The following is a 19,129-nucleotide window of genomic DNA, read 5'->3' as shown; positions in this document are numbered from 1 at the left end:
CGTAAACGTAGTTTTGATGATTACATTTCTCGACTTCAGCTTCGGATTCTAATCTAGAGGTATGTTAAGAACAACAATACCTTCAACCTTTATTTTGTTCCCATATTGTTGTATTTAAATCCGAATCTGCACCGAGGTGATAAACGTCATCTGATAGATTGATTGAAAACGACCATTGGCAGCTGATATACTTTGCTACGTACGAAGGAATGATTTGTTACGAGATGTGGTAGTCCAAGAACAAGTCATTCCCGAGTACCATTGGACTACCACCCATGAAAAGAGACATCAAGACCAAGTCAAGAAGAAGGACTCCCTGGACAGAGGACAAGAATCCGACACCTCTCCAATCTTTCATAGACCGCTGTACGGAGAGGGATTACGCGCACAGGCACCCGACTTTTGAGGAGATGGACGAATCCGAGTTCATCAATTCGTACGAGCTGAAGACCTGCAGGATGTGCGGGTCCGACAAGATCGTCAAAGACGGGAAATCGAGCGGCGGTATCGCCAGGTTCAAATGCAACGCATGCGGGAGACGCTTCACCGCCATCACGAACACCATATTCGACAGCCACAAGATACCGATTTCCGAATGGATCGGGTTCCTTCTGGACATATTCGGGTACGGCAGTTTCGGCCTAACTTCAAAGGTGAACAGGAATTCCAACAATACGACGATGTATTGGATGGACAAGACATTCCTGTTGCTTGAGGGGATCCAGGACGAGGTTGTCCTCAAGGACCGCATATGGATTGACGAGACGTTCTGCAAGGTCAGGTCAGACGATATCGAGCACCATGATGACGGCACAGAGTATAGGGGGCTTTCCAGGAACCAGCTTTGCATAGGCGTCGCCCGTGACAGCCACGGACAGTCGATGTTTGTCTTCGAGGGGACAGGCAAGACGTCAGGAAAGAAAACCCTGGACGTCTTTTCAAGTCATATCGCCCCAGGTTCCACATTGGTGCACGACAAGGAAAAGTCCCACCGGAAACTGGTGGAGAAACTGAATTTGAAGAGTGAGGTATATGACTCGAGGGAAATCAAGAAGCTGCCTGACGACGACAATCCACTTGACCCGATAAACGACCTTTGCAGGCTTCTCCAACTGTTCCTGCGCGCGCATTCCGGTTTCATGAGGTTTGAACTGCAGGGCTATCTCAATATGTTCTCGGTGATCATGAACAAGCCGGAAAACAAATACGAAAAGGTTGAAAAGTTGCTGTCCAGAGCAATGGACTTCCCTGTTTTGCTCCGTTATCGGAGATAAACTGCATTCCAAGCCTCCAAATGCACTTCTCCATCACCTCGGTGCAGATTCGGATTTTTTAATATAAGAAGAAAATATCACAGAAGGTCGTTCTGTTATGGAAGAAAATGGAGCACATACCCCTCTTGACCCACTCTCCCAAACCTCTGAATCTTATCGGACGGAATGCCACCTCTGGAGATATCAGGGTACCAAGGTGGTTTTGTGTCTGGATGCCCAAGGAAACGGATGGGTCCGGGATCCTGTCGGACACATCCGGCAAGGGGTGGTGCGGATGACTTCCGATGGATACGCCCTGTTTGTGGAATCGGACGGGAAACGTCAGGTATTCCTGTTCTCCGGTCCCAGTTACCGTGCCGGGTTCCCCGATTATGATTCGTTGTTCCAGAGTCCTTTGTTGTTCTACCATCGGATGTCCGCGTTCCGGCCGCTCGTGCTGCAACCCCAGTCGATCATCTCTTGACGGAATCCAGGTTCTTTGTAATGATATGTGTATGATATCATATTGATATCAACAAGGAGTACCTATGGAAACCAAGCTGACCGATGTCAGGGAACATGTGCTAAACCGGCCGATGAACGGGATGGCCGCTCTGGTGATCAATACGTTGCTGGTCACCGCGACGATCGTCGTCTTCTGCCTGCTGGTGACCTACCGGCAGATGGAGGGGATGGACCTTGTCTGGACGATTGTCACCGGAATCTATGGATTCGGGGTGGGGCCGATCCTCTACGCCGGGCTGAAGGTGGTCAAGCCCAATGAGGCGTTGGTGCTTACCCTGTTCGGTTCGTACTACTGGACGATCAAACGGGACGGATTCTTTTTCGTCAATCCGTTCGCCACGGCGTTCAATCCGGCGGCGGGAACCAAGCCTTCCACCGGAGACGCCACCGAGGCGATTTCTCCGTTGACGGGGAAAAAGAACATGGCGAACCGGAAGATTTCCCTGAAGGCGATGACGCTGAACAACCAGAAACAGAAAGTAAATGACAGTCTGGGCAACCCGGTGGTCATCGGTGTGGTGGTGGTCTGGCGGGTTGTGGATACGGCCAAGGCGGTGTTCAACGTGGACAACTACATCGAGTACCTGTCCATCCAGTGTGACGCCGCCCTGCGCAACGTAGTCAGGATGTTCCCCTACGACGCGGCGGATGAGGAAGGGGAGAAATCCCTTCGGGGCAGCAGCCAGGAGGTCGCCGATGATCTTGCCAAGGAACTGCAAAAAAAGGTGGATATCGCCGGCTTGAGGGTGGAAGAAGCCAGGATCACCCACCTGTCCTACGCGCCGGAGATCGCCGCTGCGATGCTGCAGCGCCAGCAGGCGACGGCGATCATCGCCGCCCGGCAGAAAATCGTCGAGGGCGCCGTCGGCATGGTGGAGATGGCGTTGGGACAGCTCAGCGAGCACAAGGTCGTCCAGCTGGACGATGAGCGCAAGGCCGCGATGGTCAGCAACCTGCTGGTCGTGCTGTGTGGCAACAAAGACGCCCAGCCGGTGGTCAACAGCGGATCGATCTACTGATGAAGACGGAAGCGGACAAGGGAAACGGGGAAGGGAAGAAGCAGATTCTGCTTCGGCTCTCTCCTTCGCTGTGGCGGGATCTCGCCGCCTGGGCGGAGGATGATTTCCGGTCGATCAACGGGCAGATCGAATTCCTGTTGACGGAGTGTGTCCGGAAGCGCAAAGGGCTGAAAGACGATCCAAACGAGAAAGGGGAAGGGTGAGCAGATGGGACTGGAGGAACAGGAAGGGTTGAAAATCGGGGGGATCCCCCATGGGACGAGGAATCTGATCACCGACGTGCCGGGGGTGCGTGTGGGCAACCGCACGCTCGCCCACGGTGACGTGCAGACCGGCGTGACGGTGGTCCTCCCCCATCCGGGGGATCTTTTCCACGACAAGGTGATGGCCGCCTCCCACGTGATCAACGGCTTTGGCAAGAGCACCGGTCTGGTGCAGATCAACGAACTGGGGACGCTGGAGAGCCCGATCGTCCTGACCAACACGTTGAGCGTCGGGACGGCGTACACGGCGGTGGTGAGGGAACTGCTTCGGATCAACCCGGATATTGGCGACACGACCGGTACGGTCAACCCGGTGGTCTGCGAGTGCAATGACGGATACCTCAACGACATCCGTGCCCTTTCCGTCACCGAGGCGGATGTCCTCTCCGCGTGGAAAAATTGCGCGGAGGATTTCCAGGAAGGATCCGTCGGAGCAGGGAGGGGGATGAGCTGCCACCAGCTGAAAGGCGGCATCGGTTCATCCTCCCGTCTGGTGACGCTGGATGGAAAGGAGTTTGTGGTGGGGGCGCTGGTCCTGACAAACTTCGGTCGTCTCCAGGATCTGGTGATCGGCCATGATCCCGCAGGTCCCCAGATCGCCTCGTGGCTCCAATCCCATGAACCCCAGTTGCGGAAGGAACTTGCAACCCAGCGTGACGCCGGTTCGGTGATCACCCTCATCGCCACGGATGTTCCCCTGTCCGAGAGGCAACTGCAACGGGTGGCCAAGCGTGCCGCCGTCGGGCTTTCCCGCACCGGCTCGTATGTTTCCAACGGCAGCGGGGAGATCGCCATCGCGTTCTCGACGGCCAACCCTGTTCCCCATTACGCCAAGACCGAGATCCTTCCGTTCCGGATGGTGGACGACAACGCCATCGACGTCGTCTTCCGCGCCACGGCCGATGCCGTCCATGAGGCGGTGCTCAGCTCCCTGTTGCATGCCACCACGGTGGAAGGCAGGAGCGGGCATGTGCGGTGGGCGCTGGGGGATATCCTTGCGAAGACGGAGGAAAAAGAAGCAGGAGAGCATGACCGTTGAAGGGTAATACGCCATAGCGTACCGTGGAAAGTCCGTACTGGCGCATCAGGCATAGGGGCGGTGGCCGCTAGGATCGTGTCTGGTGAACGTCAGTACTCCAGGCTGTTTGCATCCAACAGGAAACCAAAGATGTTCATCGTCAGGATGCCTTCATCGGAATATCATTTGCCTGCGGTGTCCTGGGTGATGATGTTTTTTTTGAAGGAATCATCGATGGAGAGAAACGGTCGGATTTCCTGTCTCCGTTTGTCTTCATCCGGCATCAGATACGCAGACTGGATGGAATACCTTCTTGAACCTTTGTTGGCGACAAAGTCAACTTCAAGCTATTTCCGTACCATGGAACCGGAACGGTTTTTCCCGGATACTGGCACCACGCCGACGTCAACGTTGAAACCACGTGTTCTCCGTTCATTATAGATGATGTTCTCCATGCTGTGGGAAGGTTCGATCTGGCGAAAATGAATTCGGGAATTACGGAGTCCAAGATCTGAGAAATAATACTTCTTAGGAGTCTCAATGTACTTTTTCCCTTTTACGTCGTACCGCTTGGCAAACTCGATCAAATAGGAATCGGAAAGGTATCCAAGGTACCGTGAGATGGTGGCGGGGGTGATGGTCGATTTTTTCACGGAATGGAACGTGTGGACGATCGTCAATGGGTTGGTGAGGCTACCGATGTTTAAGCTTAGGATATCAAGAAGTTCCGCCATCTCGCCCGGTTTCTTGATGTGATGCCTGTTGATGATATCTGTCAGGTAGGTTTCACGAAGCAACGCTTCAAGCATGAGCATTTTCTGCTCTTCATCCGGGGCGAGAACCACACGTGGAAGACCTCCATACCGCATATATGCGTTCAGGCCGTCCCGCTTGTCTCCCGGGAAGACCGACATGAACTCAGAGAAACTCAGGGGAGCCATATGGATTTCATCGCCACGTCCTCTGAATTCCGTGATGACATCTTCAGAAAGGAATCTGGCATTGCTTCCCGTCACGTAAACATCGATATTGTTCTTTCTGAGGAATCCGTTCAGTACGGCTTCAAAGTTACCAAGGAGCTGAATCTCATCAAGAAGAAGGTAATAGGTTCCCGCATCCTTGATCTGATGATTCACCCAGTCGTCAAACAGGTCAGGGTTTTGGAATCGTACATTTTCTCTCGTGTCAAACGCCATTTCAATGATATGGTCTTCCTTGACTCCGGAAGAGAGAAGATGGGTTTTGAAAAGAGGGTTGAGGAGATACGATTTGCCACATCGTCGAATACCTGTGATAACCTTGATGAGGCCGTTTCCCATCCTCTTGATGCATTTGTCGAGATATCGATCCCGTTTGATTTCCTGGTTCATGACTACCTTTCTGTAATAAATTTTTGCAAGTGTTTGCAGTTATTGATTACAGAACATAGAGAGAAGAGGACCATGAACGTCGGGTGAAACAGGGAGGAGAAGGAAGAGACTGAAGAATTTGTGCACATGTGCGTAAAATCTTCAGATAAAATCAAGGGACACGCTTTTTGTCTGTGTAGGCGAGTGTATACCGCTTCCTGATTCCTGAGAACGGGAAGGAGAATGTTGCAAATCGGTATTACCGGATTGCTTCTTTCCCATTCTCAGGAAGTATTGCATCGCTCTGTTTTTGTGGGGATTATCAAGTTTCAAACTTCTTGGCCGAAGAAGACTGACCCGTTGTTGTATCGTCTTGCAGGGCTTCCTAAAAAGGCCCCGAACCTCAGGTTGCCGGAGCTCGATCCCCCTGCAAGATTCCTCTTGCTGTTTGGAATGTACCAACCGTTATGGGTGAATGCCAAGGTTTTGGTTGTTACGATGCGAAGTTCTGAGTGTCTCTTGTACCCTAGAAATACGTAACCCCTTACCTCATATGAAGTAAGGGGTTGTGGAATTGCCGCCTCCCAGAATCGAACTGGGGACACAAGGATTTTCAGTCCTTTGCTCTACCAACTGAGCTAAAGCGGCGAACGCTTGAAAGAGAATAGCAAATTATCTCATTCATGTAAACCCTTTTTGCCAGAAAACCGCCTTCTCCTTCATGCCAGTTCCGTATAGGATTCCCAACTTTTGCACGGTTTGGGGGTGTACTCCGGGACAACGGCATTGAGATTGGCCAGGAGCGTCTTGGTATCGTCCTGTTCAATGGTGGAAAGCATTTTCTCGAAGGTCTCTTTTTGGAGCGTCCCGGTGACCTTCGCCTTGAAGATCCGCTTGTTGGTGGTGGGGATGGTGTTGTCCTTGTTGGCCAACAGCTCCTCATACAGCTTCTCGCCGGGGCGAAGGCCGGTGATGATGATCTTGTTTCTTTCCTTGTCCCCATAGATGTCGATGAGCTTCTCGGCGAAATCGTAGATCTTTACCGGCTCTCCCATATCCAGGACCATCACTTCTCCGCCGTTCCCCATCGCGCCGGCGCGGAAGACCAGGCCGACCGCTTCGGGGATCGCCATGAAGTAACGGATGATGTTCTTGTCCGTCACGGTGATGGGAACCCCCGCCTTTGATCTGTTGGAAGAACAAGGGAAGCATCGAACCACGGCTTCCCAGCACGTTGCCGAAACGGACGCAGACGATTGGGGTCTCGTCGCTGGTCAGCAGGGCCGCCTCCATCTCGACGACACGTTTGGTCGCTCCCATCACGTTGGTCGGGTTGACCGCCTTGTCGGTGGAAATGACGATGACCTTCTCGGCGTGGTTCGCTTTTGCCGCCGTCATGATGTTGTACGAACCAGGGATGTTGGTCCGGATGGCTTCCTCCGGGTAGAGTTCCATCATCGGGACGTGCTTGTACGCGGCGGCGTGGAAGACGATCTGCGGCTTGAACGTCCGGAAGATCTCGTCGATCTTCTCCTTGTTCTTGATGTCGCAGCAGATAGGGAAGATGTCCTGGGAGAATTCCTGCTGGTAGTCGTGCAGTTCCAGCGACAAGTCGTGCAGTTCCGTCTCATCGATGTCCAACAGAAGCAGTTGGGCGGGATGGAACGATTTCAGCTGGCGGCAGATCTCGCTGCCGATGGAGCCTCCGGCTCCGGTGACCATCACCCGTTTGCCTTGGATCATGTCGAGGATCGGCTGGCGGTCGATGGAGATCAACGGACGGCCGAGCAGGTCAGGGTAGTCCAGCGAACGAAGGTCCATTTCGGACTTGTGGTTGCTGGAGGAGAGCTCAAACATGGAAGGGGCGAGTTTTACGTCCACTGAATAGTGTTTGGACAGGACGGCGAGCTTCTGCATCTTCTCCGCGGAAATACCTGAGGAGATGGCGACGATCAACAGGTCAGGTTTGTACTGGATGTACACCTTTTCCAGGTCGTCGATCGTACCCAGCACTTTTCTGCCCAGGATGATCCGCTTGTAGTATTTCGGGTCGTCATCCAGTGCCCCGATGATCTCATAGTCCGTTTTGCCTTGGTCTTCGTGGCGGATGAACGCCTTGCCGCATTCTCCGACGCCATACAGGATCACCCGCTTGGTGGTGCGGGGCCTTCGTTTTCCCTTGGACTTCATAGACCAGGCGGTACAACACCCGGTACCCGACAAAGCCGATGTAGTTCCACATGGCCAGGTTTGCGGCAAGCCGGGATGGGATGGTGGCGAAGCCATCCTTCAGGCCGAAGCCAAGGTACACTGCCAAAGTCCACCAGAAAGAGAGACAAGGCTGTGGACCAAGAGGTCCAACGAACAGTACCGCAAGGAAATGTTGTACACCCGGAACAGATAGGCGACAACGATCTTTCCGCCGACAAGGATGAACATCATGGGAAGAAGCGAGGACGAAGTTCCCCGATCGCCCAATGGTGAGGAAAATGGCCCAGAGTCCGGTAAGAATCAAAACAAGGAGATCACTTGCCAGCAGCACGACGAAACGTATGATGTTTGAAGTATGTGATTTCACAACAATGACTCCATGATTTCTGATACGCAACACGAAAAGGGACAACCTAGAAAAAGAACAAACGATCGTATGGTATTGTAGTTGCTTCTTCCATACTTTGTGAAGATAGTTTATTGATGAAAATCGAAGGTTACATGGAGAGGATGTGTACGTTCATCCTATTCGTGCGGTTTAAAAAAAGGAAACAAGGAATCCGAAAGGCTTCATAAAAAGGAAAAAAACCATACATATGACAGAAGAAAAGGGGAAACAGGTATCAACTTTTTGAATTCAAATATATCTTATAATATATAATAAAAAACGTAGATAGATGATTATTATTACAGATGCCTTACATCTTTACTTTTACGACTAAAATGTTTACATTACCAGTAAATGGGAAGACATATGATAACCAAGCGTTTCGCCGCATTCCTTCTCCTGTTCGTCATCGTATCCGTCGGGTGTTTTGGAACGGTGACGGCAACGTATACGCCGGATAGCAATATCTATTTTGGTTTGAGACCCGGTCCGTATACTTCAGATCGCATCATCGGGGCGAAGATTGGAACGCTGGTCATCACATCCTCAGAGGGAGCGGGAACCATCTATACGCCTGGGCTTCTCAATGTGGCCAACGGTTCCAACATTACGGTGCGGGGATTGTATTCCTGGTCTGATCCGTCTACAAATCCTACCTATTCATACGTTGATGCGCCTTTTACGATCGTGGCGGTTTCCTACATCAATGGACGCGGTTCTGCTCCGGCGATTTCTCCGTTCTACGGCGACAGTAGTATACCTCTTGGAGGCACCGATAATTGGAGTGCGAACACGGTTACGGTAAACCCGTTGGAAATTGATTTTTATTTGATGAACTGCAACACTCCTGATCCGAATACGACAGGAACTCTCCAGACGTGGGGTAATTATTACAAAAAAGATACGACGCTCACTTTCCCGAATGGGTTGGCTCCTACGATCAAAGTGGCGGTTGCGATGATGCCAATACGGGATTAGGATCGATGGCAAGTAATCCGGATGTTTATACTACCTATGTTCCTGTCAATGGCGTCGATGGAACGGCTTCCACGAATGTTGTCGGTTCTGCGGCGTACTCGGATATTGAAGCGAATGGCATGATCTACGGCGATAAGGTTGAAGAGCCCACTCCTGAGCTTTCGTTCTTTTTCACCGACACGCAGTCGTCTTTCAGCATCCAAAATGCGGTGGGAAGCAACAAGGCGACCATCACCCAGGCGAACATCGTGCTGACCAACGGAATCTCAGGCCAAACATACACCCAGTCGATGACCTTCACCGACAACGCCGCCAGTGATACCGCGTTCCAGCTGACTCCGGAAAGCGGGTATGGAACGCCGCTTGATTTCAACCTGTACTTGGGCAGCGACCAGCTGACCAAGGGAGATGAGTACTACTGGACGGGTATCGTCAATGGTTCCAACATCAAGGATCTGATCGTCTCCGGCATTGACGCCAATGCGGCGGCCAATGGGGCGAGCGGAACGTACAAGGATACCATCACGGTGAGTTTCACCACGCTTCCGTAACACTATTTTATCTTTGGGATGTTGCGATAACCCGGACTTCTGGGTACGATGCCTTCCATGGAACTCTCTGATTTTGGCAGTAAACTGACCTCGCGGTCAGGAATCCTTTCGTTGATGGATGACCTTGGCAAACCCCTTCCCAAAGGGGTTACTCCGTACCCGCTTGGTGGGGGGAACCCCGCGCGCATTCCCCAGGTGGAAGCTGCGTACCGCAGAGAAATGGAAGCACTGCTCGCTGACGGGGATGCGTTTGAGAACGTCATCGCCCATTATGACGCGCCGCAGGGAAGGATGCGCTTCGTCGAGCAGGTCTCCTCGTACCTTTCCCACACGTATGGCTGGAAGATCGGACCGGAGAACGTTGCCGTGCTGAACGGCTCGCAGAGCGCCATGTTCGACCTGTTCAACCTATTCTCCGGTTCCTTCACCCGGGATCGCCATACGTGGAAGAAGACGGTGCTTTTTCCCCTGATGCCAGAGTATGTGGGGTATGCCGATCAGGGAATTGAGCCTGATACGTTCGTCAGCCTGCCATCCCGATGCACCTACCTGGGGGAGCACACGTTCAAGTACGCCATCGACTTCCCGTTGGTTGAGGAGTATCTGGAAGCGCATACAAACGAAGGAGAGGACGGGCAGGTGGGCGCCATCTGCGTCACCCGGCCGACCAATCCCTCGGGCAACGTCCTGACCGACCAGGAGATCCATCATCTTTCCGATCTCGCCCATGCCCATGGTATTCCACTTTTGGTGGACAACGCCTATGGCCTTCCGTTCCCCGACATCGTGTTCATCGATCACGCGGAGCCCATCTGGAACCAGGACATCATCCTTTCGATGAGCCTTTCGAAGATCGGGCTGCCGGCCATCCGCACCGGGATCGTCGTCGCCCGGAAGGAGATCATCACGGCACTGTCCAACATCAACGCCATCGTTTCGCTGACCAGCGGTTCGATGGGACAGGTGCTTGCCGGATCTCTCATCGAAAGCGGGAAGCTGGTGGAACTGGCCAAGCATGCCGTCCAGCCGTACTATCAGAAGCGGGCCAGACAGACCCAGCAGTGGATCGAAACGTTCTTCGCCGGGACGGACTACGCCTATCATAAGATGGAAGGATCCATCTTCTGCTGGCTGTATCTGCCACGGCTTTCCCTTCCGACCTGCCAATTCTACGAAGTGCTGAAACAGCAAGGTGTCATCACCGTACCAGGGGAATATTCGTTCTTCGGTCACCCCGACCAGAAGGAAGGGAAACCGTATCCCCATCCGCACTTCACCAAATGTCTCAGGTTGAACTACTCAGCTCCGGAAGAAAAGGTGGAGACGGGACTGCGCATCATCGCAGAGCAGTACCGGAAGTACGGAGGCTGAAGCTGTTCTGGACAGAGACGCCCCACTGTGGCAGAGTACAATCATGAGGAAAGAGGTACGCAGGGCTCTGAATTTCCAGGCGATGGTCATCGCTTCCCAAGGTTCGGAAGCGAAGGCCGTCACCGCCTTCGGCCAGGCGTGTGCGGAATTTGACACCAGCGATGACATCTCGGTGGAGATCGACCGGTACGCCGAGCTGCTCGGCGTCTCTTCCCGCGTCCTGACGGATGCCTATCTGAAATGCCGGCCGGCGTTTGAATCCATCCCGGATGACGTCAATGTCCTGACGTGGGAGGATGGGGGATGGCCCAAAGGAACCCATGATTCCCCATTCTGCCCTCGGTTCCTGTTCACCCGGGGGAATGGATCGTTGCTTGGTCGTGTCTCCGTCGCCGTGCTGGGGACCCGGAGGCCTTCGGAAGAGGGCAAGCGTCTGTGCATTGAGACGGTCAAGACGTTGGGGAAGAAAGGAATCGTCACGGCAAGTGGTATGGCGCTGGGCATCGAAGGCGTCAGCCATCTGGCGGCGTTGCAGAACGGGTGGCCGACCATCGCCGTGCTGGGGACGGAACTGGGCTCTTGTTATCCCCCGGAGCATGCCAAGTTGCAGGAAGAGATCGCCCAACGGGGGATTCTCGTCAGCCGGTTCAGTCCGGCGCTGACCCCACAGAAATGGTTTCTCGCCCTGGCCAACCGTCTGCTCTGCACGTTGGCTTCCGCCGTGGTGGTCATCGAGGAGCGTGATGGAGGAGGGGCGGTCAGCCAGGCGGAATTCGCCTTGGACGCGGGACGTCCCGTGTTCCTGTATCGGAGCTCGGTGGACAACGACGCGCTCCTCTGGCCACGTCGGCTTGCCTCGCGTTCCGGTGTGGTTGTGGTGGACAAGCCTGGGGACATCACCCGGCATCTGTTTCCTGACAAACCCGCAGAGAAAAAACCGAAAAAAATCCTTCCCGAACAGCTTTCCCTGTTTTGATCATCGCCTTGACACTCCACGGGGGTTTACCTAAGATTCTTGGTACTATGAAACAGTTGACCGCTAATGAATTACGTCAGAAGTATATTGATTTCTTCGTCAGCAAAGGCCATAAGCAGATCAGCGGGGCCTCACTGATTCCGGAGAATGATCCGACCGTGCTGTTTACCACAGCCGGCATGCATCCCCTTGTACCTTATATTCTTGGAGCGGAGCACCCTGCGGGGAAAATGCTCTGTGACTACCAGAAATGCATCCGTACCGGAGACATCGATGAGGTGGGTGATCCCAGCCACCTGACGTTCTTCGAAATGTTGGGCAACTGGTCGTTGGGCGCGTACTTCAAGAAAGAGGCCATCGCCTACAGCTATGAGTTCCTCACCCAGGTGCTGGGCATCGACCAGAACAAGCTCTCCGTCACTGTGTTTGCCGGTGACGATGAGGTACCCCGGGACAACGAGGCCGCCGAAGCGTGGATGAGCCATGGCATCCCCAAGGAGCGGATCTACTTCCTGCCCCGCGAGGACAACTGGTGGGGTCCGGCCGGAGAGACCGGTCCCTGCGGTCCGGACAGCGAGATGTTCATCGACACCGGAGCTCCCGCCTGTGGCCCTGACTGCAGGCCAGGTTGCCATTGCGGCAAGTACTTCGAAGTATGGAACGACGTGTTCATGGGCTATCGGAAAACCCCGGAAGGCAAGTACGTCCCGATGGAACGCAAGTGCATCGACACCGGCATGGGCATCGAACGGACCATCACCATTCTGCAGGGGAAGAAGAGCGTCTATGAGACGGAAGTGTTCACCCCAATCCTGGAAGGGATTTCCAAACTCAGTGGCGTGACGTACGGCCAGAGCGCGGATACGGATATTTCCATGCGGATCATCGCCGACCACATCCGTACGGCGGTGTTCATTCTGGGGGATGAGAAAGGCATGGCTCCGTCCAACGTCGGGCAGGGGTACATCCTGCGCCGTTTGATCCGTCGCGCCGTGCGGCACGGTCACAAGCTGGGGATGGACAAGCCGTTCCTCTGTGACCTTGCCCCGATCGTCCTGGATCTGTATGGTGCTCCGTATCCTGAGCTTCTGGCCCACAAGGATTTCATTTTCAAGGAACTGCAGGCCGAGGAAGAGAAGTTCGAGGAGACGCTGGTCAAAGGGGAGCGTGAATTTGAGAAGATGCTGCCCAACCTGCTGAAGGATCCCCAGAAGCGGATCGGCGGTCGGACGGCGTTCAAGCTGTACGATACGTACGGCTATCCCATTGAGCTGACCAAAGAGCTTGCCAAAGAGCATGGCATGACGGTGGATGAGGCTGGCTTCAAGGAAGCGTTCGAAAAACACCAGGCCATCAGCCGCGGCGGCGCCGAGCAGGTGTTCAAAGGCGGCTTGGCCGACCACAGCGCCGAAACAACGGCGCTCCACACGGCGACGCACCTGTTGCACAAGGCGCTGTGCGTCGTGCTGGGCGGCTACGTCAAGCAGCTGGGTTCCAACATCACCGAGGAGCGGCTCCGTTTTGATTTCGACCATGACAAGCCGCTGACCAAGGAAGAGATCCAGCAGGTGGAAGACTTGGTCAACAAGGAAATCCAGGCCGATCTCCCGGTGCGGTGCGATGTGATGAGTCTGGAGGACGCCAAGAAGGAAGGTGCGTTCGCCCAGTTCTCCGCCAAGTACGGCGAACAGGTCAAGGTGTATTCCATCGGAGACTTCTCACGGGAAGTGTGCGGAGGCCCGCACGTCACCCATACCGGTGGCATGGGGCATTTCAAGATCGTCAAGGAACAGAGCTCTTCCGCAGGCGTGCGGAGGATCAAGGCAGTCCTTGAGAAATAACGACAAGGGATGGGCTCTCTGGTGGGAGCCCTCCTTTTTTGAAGGAGTTTTACAATGAACGAATCAATCACTCGTGAAGATATTCAGGAGTTTGGTACCAGTTTTGACAGCAAGCGGGAGCACATCGTGGCGATGAACGCCGTGGTGGCCAATGGCATCAACCAGAGCGCCGCCAACGTGTATCGTCCCCGTGAAGTGCGCCACAGCTTTTCGGTGAGTCTTCCCAATGTGGGGGACATTACCAACCAGAAGCAATCCGGCCGGTGCTGGATGTTCGCCGCGTTGAACGTGATGCGCATCGAGGTGATGGAGAAGCTCAACCTGAAGACGTTTGAGCTTTCCCAGAACTATCCACTGTTCTGGGACAAGTTGGAGAGATCCAACTGGTTTCTGGAATCGATCATCGAGACGAAGGACGAGCCGGTTGACGGCCGCGTGGTCAGCTACCTGTTGTCCGGCCCGATGGGAGACGGCGGTCAGTGGGACATGTTCGTCAACCTGGTGGAGAAGTACGGTGTGGTGCCCAAGGAAGCGATGCCGGAATCGGTCGCTTCGTCGGCGACCCGCGAGCTGGACAAGTACCTGACCACCAAACTCAGGGAATTCGCCTGCATTCTTCGTACTGCCGCTTCCAAGAACGGCAAGACGGAAGCGGAGCTCAGGGTGATGAAGCAGGACATGCTGCAGACGATCTATCGGATGCTGTGCATCGCCCTGGGCAAGCCCCCGGTGACCTTCACCTTCGAGACGCGGGACAAGAACGACAAGTTCATCCGCGACGAAAAGATCACACCAAAGGAATTCTACGAGAAGTATGTCGGCATGAACCTGGATGACTACGTGTCGTTGATCAACGCGCCGACGGCGGACAAACCGTACGGCAAGACCTTTACCGTGCAGTACCTGGGCAACGTCAAAGGGGGACGCGACGTGTTCTACCTGAACCTTCCCATCTCCGACCTGAAGGATCTGGCCATCAAGCAGCTGAAGGATGGCAAGGCGGTGTGGTTCGGCAGTGATGTCGGGCAGTTCTCCGACCGGAAGGCCGGCATGATGGATCTGGAAGCATTGGACGTCAAGGATCTGTTCGATACCAATTTCCCGCTTTCCAAGGCTCAGCGGCTGGACTACGGCGAGAGCCTGATGACCCATGCCATGGTGCTCACCGGGGTGAACCTGGATGAGAACGGGACGCCTGACCGTTGGAGAGTGGAGAATTCCTGGGGCGATGAACCCGGACTGAAAGGGTTCTTCGTCATGACGGACCGGTGGTTCGACGAGTACACCTACCAGGTGGTCGTCAACAAGAAGTATCTTTCTGAAGCGCAGAAAGCGATGCTCTCCCAAAAGCCGATCGTCCTGAAGCCATGGGATCCAATGGGCTCCCTGGCTCGCTGAATCGAGGAAGCAGTGCGGCACGCTCCAATCTGAGCATACGGATCTTTTTCTCCGGCCTTGTACGAGGCCGGTATCCGTATGCATGGAGTGTGTCGTATGCGTTCCGTTACGTCTCATGGCGGGAGACTGCTTTGTCTTTCGTCGTTTTTCGCTGGATTGGTGTTCTATGCCCCGATCGCCACGGTGTACCGTCAGGCGAGGGGACTGAACCTTACATCCCTGCTGGTCATAGAGTCGATCTCCCTGGCGTTGGGCCTCCTTCTGGAGGTCCCGTGGGGATATGTCGCCGACCGGATCGGGTATCGCAGGACGTTGGTGATCTCCTCCCTCGTCCTGTTCCTCTCGAAAATTGTATTCTGGAAGGCTCATTCCTTCTCCGTGTTCCTCATCGAACGGCTCCTGCTCGCTGTGGCGAACAGCGCCCAGAGTGGGGTGGATTCCGCCTACCTTTCCCGGGTGGACGGAAGCCAGAAGGGATACGGAGTCTACCAGGCAAGCGGCATGGCCGGCCTCCTGGTCGTCTCCGTGTTGTTCCCGTTTCTTTCTGATCCCTTGGAGCAAAGCGGTTGGCTGACCGTCATCACCAGTTTCCTTTCGTTAGGATGCATGGTGTTGCTTCCGGAAGTCCCGATGGAAGAGAAAAACGGGCACGGGGTGAGGTGGACCCGTCCGCGATGGGAGGAAGTGCGGTTTCTGCTTGCCGTCGCGCTGGTCGCCGCCGTCAACCAGATTCTCACCGTGTTTTTGGTGCAGGTTCGTTACCAGGCTTCCGGCCTTGCCGTCTCTTCGTTCTCTTTCCCGTATCTGGCGCTATCCTTGGTCTCCATCGCGGGCGGCGTATGGTCCGAACGGCTGTACCGCCACAGGGGCGCCTCGTTGGTTTGTTTTTCGCTCGCCATTTCAGGGTGCGTCGCGTTGGCGTGGGGGACGGGGATGGCAAGCGCCGTCATCGGGGTGCTTGCCCTCCGGCTGGGAAGCACGCTGTTTCTTCCCTACGCGACGCGCACCCAGGTTTCGTTCACCGGGGAAGGAAACCGGGCGACGGTGCTGTCACTGCAGCAGATGGGCTTCGATGGCGTGGAGATTCTCCTCTCCCCATTGCTGGGAACGGTAGCGGACCGGACGATCTCCGGCGCGTTCTGGCTGGGCGTTCTCGTCCTGGTTATCGCGCTGGGGCTTCTGGTTCGTCGTCCTCGTCCTCTTCGTAACCGGACATCGCCTTGGTGGCCAGCTGGCCGCACGCCCCGCTGATGTTCCCGCCGCGGGAGATGCGGATGGTGTAGGGGACGCGCATCAGGTCGAGGTAATGGGTGAACGATCTGATCTCCTCTTCCGACGGAGCGTGCCAAGGCAACTCAGCCGCTTCGTTGTAGGGGATCAGATTGACGATCACATCCAGGCCTTTGGTGTAGGCGGAGAGTTTTTTCGCCGCCGACTCCGTCGTATTGACGCCGCCCAGCATGCAGTACTCGAAGGTGAACCGTTTACCACCGTCGTGCTGGTAGCTTGCCAGCGCCTGGCGCAACGGTGCCAGGTTCCAGGTGCGGTTCACCGGCATGATGCGGCTACGCAGCGTATCGTCCGCCGACACCAGGGAGACGGCCAACCGGATGGGGAGCTTCAGCTCGGAGATCTTCCCGATGCCCGGCACGACGCCACACGTGCTGATGGTGATCCTCCGGTAGCTGATGCCGAATCCATCGGGATCATGGAAGAAGTGGATGGCGCGGAGCACGTTGGGAAGATTGGCCATCGGCTCTCCCATGCCCATGAAGACGATGCGGGCGATTTTGCCCAGTTTGGACAGATGGATGAACTGTTCGATGATCTCTTCCGTGGCAAGGTTGCGGGCCAGCCCCATCGTGCCGGTGCGGCAGAACGCGCAGCCCATGGCACATCCCACCTGGCTGGAAAGGCACGCGGTGCGTTGCCCTTTGCCGTTGGTCAGGACGACGCATTCGATCAAGCCGCCGTCGTGCAGCCGGATGGCCAGCTTGGTGGCGTCATCGTCACTGGAACTGGTTTCCACTGTGGAACTGCACAGGCTGGGCATCAAAGCCCCCAGCCGTTCCCGTTCCGCTTTGGACAGGTCGGTCATTTCGGAGAACGATGAAGCTCCTTTGACCAGCCAGCGATAGATCTGTTTGCCTTCGTACGGCCTCTGCAGATCCAGCGCGGTGACCAGGTTTTCCGGTGAGAGTCCATACAGGGACAGTGGCATCCGTTTGGTAGTTTCCATTTTTTCCTTCCTTAGAACATGGAGATGATGGCGATGATCACTCCGGTGATTCCTTCACCCCCAAGGAATCCGCTGGAAACCAATGCCAGGTTGGTGTCCACCAGCTTGGTGTCGGTTTTGGCTCGTCCGGCGACTTTACGGACCAGCAACGCGACCAGCGCACCCACCGCCATGATGGTGCTGATCGCCGTGGAAAGATATACGCCCAACCCTAGGGTGGCCGTCGGGACGTTGCAGAGGAACAGTACCAGACCCACAACACAACCGATCAAAAAGGCCGGCATCTGTTTGGGGCCACCGATCATCGCGCTGACGGCCGCCGCCTGGGGCGCGGGAAGCTCCGCCGTTCCAAAGGAACCGAATGACTGCTTCAACGCCAACAGGACAAACACCGAAACAATCGATCCCACCACGCCACCGATGCCTTCGCCGAGGATCTGCTGGCGGGGATCAGCGCCGAGGAGGTATCCGCACTTCAGGTCGTTCATCACGTCTCCCGCCAGTCCGCACGCCACGGCAGTGACCGCCACGATGGTGAATGCCGGGGCCAATGCGGGATGGAACAGCGGCTGGACGACCAACAGCACCAGAATACCGAAGATTTCCATCGGGTTGATCCCGGTCTGGCCGGTCAGCATGCTGGACAGGTAGGTGGCGCAGAAAACGCCGATGACCAACACAATCGTTTCCGGGAACGTCACACTGGTGGTCAGCGTCAGCATGATCATGCAGAGGAGGGAGAGCAGCAACAGGGAGAATAATGCCCGGGGCGTGAGCTTCTTCCGTTCCGTCTTGGTGCGTTTGGAGATGAGATGGATCACTGCTTTCACCAGAACACCCAAGCCGGTGCCGATCATCAGGCCGATGCCCAGGTTTTGTCGGAACAGCTCAGCGGCGTTCATGTCGGCAAACAGTCCGGTTGCCAATCCCACCGGGGTGATGACGTAGTAGCCGAGAACCATGCCAAGGAGCCAGACCAACGCCAGGACTGGGCCGATGATCGCTCCGATGCCGACGGCCATCGGGGAAACCCAGATGTACATGGGCTGGCTGAACGCTGTACCGGCTGCAAGCTGGAGCAATGAAGGGATTTTCCCCGCTCCGTCACGGATGGCGGTGAACAGGGCGGAGGCGCCCATGGATGCGAACAGCGTCTTGGCGTTCTTGCCTCCTTCCATGCCGGCGGACAGGGTGTTGTACGCCGCTTGTCCCATCGGGTAAGGGAGCTGTTCCTGTTCGATCATCCGTCTGCGGAACACGGCGGTGAACGCCGTGCCGAGGATGGTACCGACGATGGTCAAGGCGATCAGGGTGAAGGTGGGAATGCTGGCCGAAGGATCCAGCATCCACAGGCCTGGAAGGGTGAAGGCCAAGCCTCCGGCAACCATGGCGCCGGCGCTCATTACCGTATGGGTGCAGTTGATCTCATGGATCGTACTGTTCTTGCATTTCTTCAGGGCCGCCATGGAGATGACGGTGACGAACACCGTAGGCCAGGGAAGCGCCCCCATGCGGAGGGCGACGTACATCGAGCTTGCCGTGATGACGACCAAGCCTCCAAGACCGATAAGAAGACCGCGGCCGGTCAATTGTCTCTCTTGCATACGAACCTCTGCCGCCATCATAACCAAATAGGAACTCTTCCGCCAGTCTTGACACTTCTTGGCTGTTTTGGGATGATGCAGTCGATATCTGACAACACGTAATGTTGAGAAATGTAGTGTTTGTCGCTACGAAACTGAGAAGGGA

17 protein-coding genes, 1 tRNA gene and 2 pseudogenes are annotated in these 19,129 nt (G+C 55.3%); 12 read left to right on the top strand and 8 right to left on the bottom strand.

Features of this window, described 5'->3' with window-relative positions:
• Positions 1-275: 275 nt before the first annotated feature.
• The 5 genes from LKE28_05325 (at position 276) to LKE28_05305 (ending at position 4,099) form a co-directional block, all read left to right on the top strand.
• Positions 276-1,274 (top strand): hypothetical protein, encoded by a 999-nt coding sequence (locus LKE28_05325; protein MCH3907665.1) that lies wholly within the window; start codon positions 276-278, stop codon positions 1,272-1,274.
• A 196-nt stretch (positions 1,275-1,470) separates the two neighbouring features.
• The gene (locus tag LKE28_05320; protein ID MCH3907664.1) at positions 1,471-1,737 is read left to right on the top strand and encodes a hypothetical protein; all 267 of its coding nucleotides are present in this window, start codon (positions 1,471-1,473) and stop codon (positions 1,735-1,737) included.
• A 64-nt stretch (positions 1,738-1,801) separates the two neighbouring features.
• Positions 1,802-2,797 (top strand): SPFH domain-containing protein, encoded by a 996-nt coding sequence (locus tag LKE28_05315; protein ID MCH3907663.1) that lies wholly within the window; start codon positions 1,802-1,804, stop codon positions 2,795-2,797.
• On the top strand, positions 2,797-3,000 hold the full coding sequence (locus tag LKE28_05310) for an Arc family DNA-binding protein (GenBank protein ID MCH3907662.1): 204 nt from the start codon (positions 2,797-2,799) through the stop codon (positions 2,998-3,000). The genes LKE28_05315 and LKE28_05310 overlap by 1 nt, the downstream gene beginning before the upstream one ends.
• 4 nt (positions 3,001-3,004) lie before the next feature.
• Positions 3,005-4,099, top strand: a complete 1,095-nt coding sequence (locus LKE28_05305; GenBank protein MCH3907661.1) for a P1 family peptidase — start codon at positions 3,005-3,007, stop codon at positions 4,097-4,099.
• A gap of 326 nt (positions 4,100-4,425) precedes the next feature.
• On the opposite strand, the gene LKE28_05300 is transcribed toward LKE28_05305, so the two are convergent.
• From LKE28_05300 to LKE28_05275, 6 genes and pseudogenes are all read right to left on the bottom strand, one after another.
• Positions 4,426-5,019 carry a hypothetical protein gene (locus LKE28_05300; protein MCH3907660.1) on the bottom strand — a complete coding sequence of 198 codons (594 nt, stop codon included), beginning with the start codon at positions 5,017-5,019 and terminating at the stop codon, positions 4,426-4,428.
• 30 nt (positions 5,020-5,049) lie between these two features.
• A pseudogene (locus LKE28_05295) lies at positions 5,050-5,397 on the bottom strand (AAA family ATPase).
• 605 nt (positions 5,398-6,002) lie between these two features.
• A tRNA-Phe gene (locus LKE28_05290) sits at positions 6,003-6,075 on the bottom strand.
• Positions 6,076-6,146: 71 nt separating this feature from the next.
• Positions 6,147-6,359, bottom strand: coding sequence for a hypothetical protein (locus tag LKE28_05285; GenBank protein ID MCH3907659.1), 213 nt, complete (start codon positions 6,357-6,359; stop codon positions 6,147-6,149).
• A 3-nt stretch (positions 6,360-6,362) separates the two neighbouring features.
• A pseudogene (locus tag LKE28_05280) lies at positions 6,363-7,149 on the bottom strand (polysaccharide biosynthesis protein).
• A gap of 567 nt (positions 7,150-7,716) precedes the next feature.
• Complete coding sequence (locus LKE28_05275) at positions 7,717-7,869, bottom strand: hypothetical protein (GenBank protein ID MCH3907658.1); 153 nt, start codon at positions 7,867-7,869, stop codon at positions 7,717-7,719.
• A 523-nt stretch (positions 7,870-8,392) separates the two neighbouring features.
• Here LKE28_05275 and LKE28_05270 point away from each other — a divergent pair.
• The 7 genes from LKE28_05270 to LKE28_05240 all read left to right on the top strand — a co-directional run bounded on the left by LKE28_05270 (position 8,393) and on the right by LKE28_05240 (position 16,392).
• Positions 8,393-9,004, top strand: coding sequence for a hypothetical protein (locus tag LKE28_05270; protein ID MCH3907657.1), 612 nt, complete (start codon positions 8,393-8,395; stop codon positions 9,002-9,004).
• 119 nt (positions 9,005-9,123) lie between these two features.
• Complete coding sequence (locus LKE28_05265) at positions 9,124-9,555, top strand: hypothetical protein (GenBank protein MCH3907656.1); 432 nt, start codon at positions 9,124-9,126, stop codon at positions 9,553-9,555.
• Positions 9,556-9,612: 57 nt separating this feature from the next.
• Positions 9,613-10,926, top strand: a complete 1,314-nt coding sequence (locus LKE28_05260; protein ID MCH3907655.1) for a valine--pyruvate transaminase — start codon at positions 9,613-9,615, stop codon at positions 10,924-10,926.
• A 43-nt stretch (positions 10,927-10,969) separates the two neighbouring features.
• Positions 10,970-11,902 (top strand): DNA-protecting protein DprA, encoded by a 933-nt coding sequence (locus LKE28_05255; GenBank protein ID MCH3907654.1) that lies wholly within the window; start codon positions 10,970-10,972, stop codon positions 11,900-11,902.
• Positions 11,903-11,949: 47 nt separating this feature from the next.
• Complete coding sequence (locus tag LKE28_05250) at positions 11,950-13,743, top strand: alanine--tRNA ligase (protein ID MCH3907653.1); 1,794 nt, start codon at positions 11,950-11,952, stop codon at positions 13,741-13,743.
• A 54-nt stretch (positions 13,744-13,797) separates the two neighbouring features.
• Complete coding sequence (locus LKE28_05245) at positions 13,798-15,141, top strand: C1 family peptidase (GenBank protein MCH3907652.1); 1,344 nt, start codon at positions 13,798-13,800, stop codon at positions 15,139-15,141.
• Positions 15,142-15,237: 96 nt separating this feature from the next.
• Entirely contained in the window at positions 15,238-16,392 is a 1,155-nt protein-coding gene (locus tag LKE28_05240; protein ID MCH3907651.1) for an MFS transporter, read from the top strand.
• Here the strand turns inward: LKE28_05240 and rlmN are convergent.
• Both rlmN and LKE28_05230 read right to left on the bottom strand, forming a co-directional pair.
• Positions 16,304-17,380 carry a 23S rRNA (adenine(2503)-C(2))-methyltransferase RlmN gene (gene rlmN, locus LKE28_05235; protein MCH3907650.1) on the bottom strand — a complete coding sequence of 359 codons (1,077 nt, stop codon included), beginning with the start codon at positions 17,378-17,380 and terminating at the stop codon, positions 16,304-16,306. The two genes, LKE28_05240 and rlmN, sit on opposite strands and share 89 nt — an antisense overlap.
• An 11-nt stretch (positions 17,381-17,391) precedes the next feature.
• On the bottom strand, positions 17,392-18,984 hold the full coding sequence (locus LKE28_05230; GenBank protein ID MCH3907649.1) for an OPT/YSL family transporter: 1,593 nt from the start codon (positions 18,982-18,984) through the stop codon (positions 17,392-17,394).
• Positions 18,985-19,129 lie beyond the last annotated feature (145 nt).

This window comes from Sphaerochaeta sp. (genome assembly GCA_022482495.1).
In the GTDB taxonomy this organism is placed as follows: Bacteria; Spirochaetota; Spirochaetia; order Sphaerochaetales; family Sphaerochaetaceae; genus RUG023.
Note: the sequence above shows the minus strand (reverse complement) of the source record. Positions and strands in the feature narration are given on the sequence as shown.

Excerpts from the sequence above, each read along its gene's own strand:
- LKE28_05300 (MCH3907660.1), bottom strand. The coding sequence starts at position 5,019 with ATGGCTCCCCTGAGTTTCTCTGAGTTCATGTCGGTCTTCCCGGGAGAC.
- LKE28_05255 (MCH3907654.1), top strand. The coding sequence starts at position 10,970 with ATGAGGAAAGAGGTACGCAGGGCTCTGAATTTCCAGGCGATGGTCATC.
- LKE28_05230 (MCH3907649.1), bottom strand. The coding sequence starts at position 18,984 with ATGCAAGAGAGACAATTGACCGGCCGCGGTCTTCTTATCGGTCTTGGA.
- LKE28_05260 (MCH3907655.1), top strand. The coding sequence starts at position 9,613 with ATGGAACTCTCTGATTTTGGCAGTAAACTGACCTCGCGGTCAGGAATC.
- LKE28_05315 (MCH3907663.1), top strand. The coding sequence starts at position 1,802 with ATGGAAACCAAGCTGACCGATGTCAGGGAACATGTGCTAAACCGGCCG.
- LKE28_05275 (MCH3907658.1), bottom strand. The coding sequence starts at position 7,869 with ATGATGTTCATCCTTGTCGGCGGAAAGATCGTTGTCGCCTATCTGTTC.
- LKE28_05240 (MCH3907651.1), top strand. The coding sequence starts at position 15,238 with ATGCGTTCCGTTACGTCTCATGGCGGGAGACTGCTTTGTCTTTCGTCG.
- LKE28_05250 (MCH3907653.1), top strand. The coding sequence starts at position 11,950 with ATGAAACAGTTGACCGCTAATGAATTACGTCAGAAGTATATTGATTTC.
- LKE28_05310 (MCH3907662.1), top strand. The coding sequence starts at position 2,797 with ATGAAGACGGAAGCGGACAAGGGAAACGGGGAAGGGAAGAAGCAGATT.
- LKE28_05265 (MCH3907656.1), top strand. The coding sequence starts at position 9,124 with ATGATCTACGGCGATAAGGTTGAAGAGCCCACTCCTGAGCTTTCGTTC.
- rlmN (MCH3907650.1), bottom strand. The coding sequence starts at position 17,380 with ATGGAAACTACCAAACGGATGCCACTGTCCCTGTATGGACTCTCACCG.
- LKE28_05325 (MCH3907665.1), top strand. The coding sequence starts at position 276 with ATGAAAAGAGACATCAAGACCAAGTCAAGAAGAAGGACTCCCTGGACA.
- LKE28_05305 (MCH3907661.1), top strand. The coding sequence starts at position 3,005 with ATGGGACTGGAGGAACAGGAAGGGTTGAAAATCGGGGGGATCCCCCAT.
- LKE28_05245 (MCH3907652.1), top strand. The coding sequence starts at position 13,798 with ATGAACGAATCAATCACTCGTGAAGATATTCAGGAGTTTGGTACCAGT.
- LKE28_05270 (MCH3907657.1), top strand. The coding sequence starts at position 8,393 with ATGATAACCAAGCGTTTCGCCGCATTCCTTCTCCTGTTCGTCATCGTA.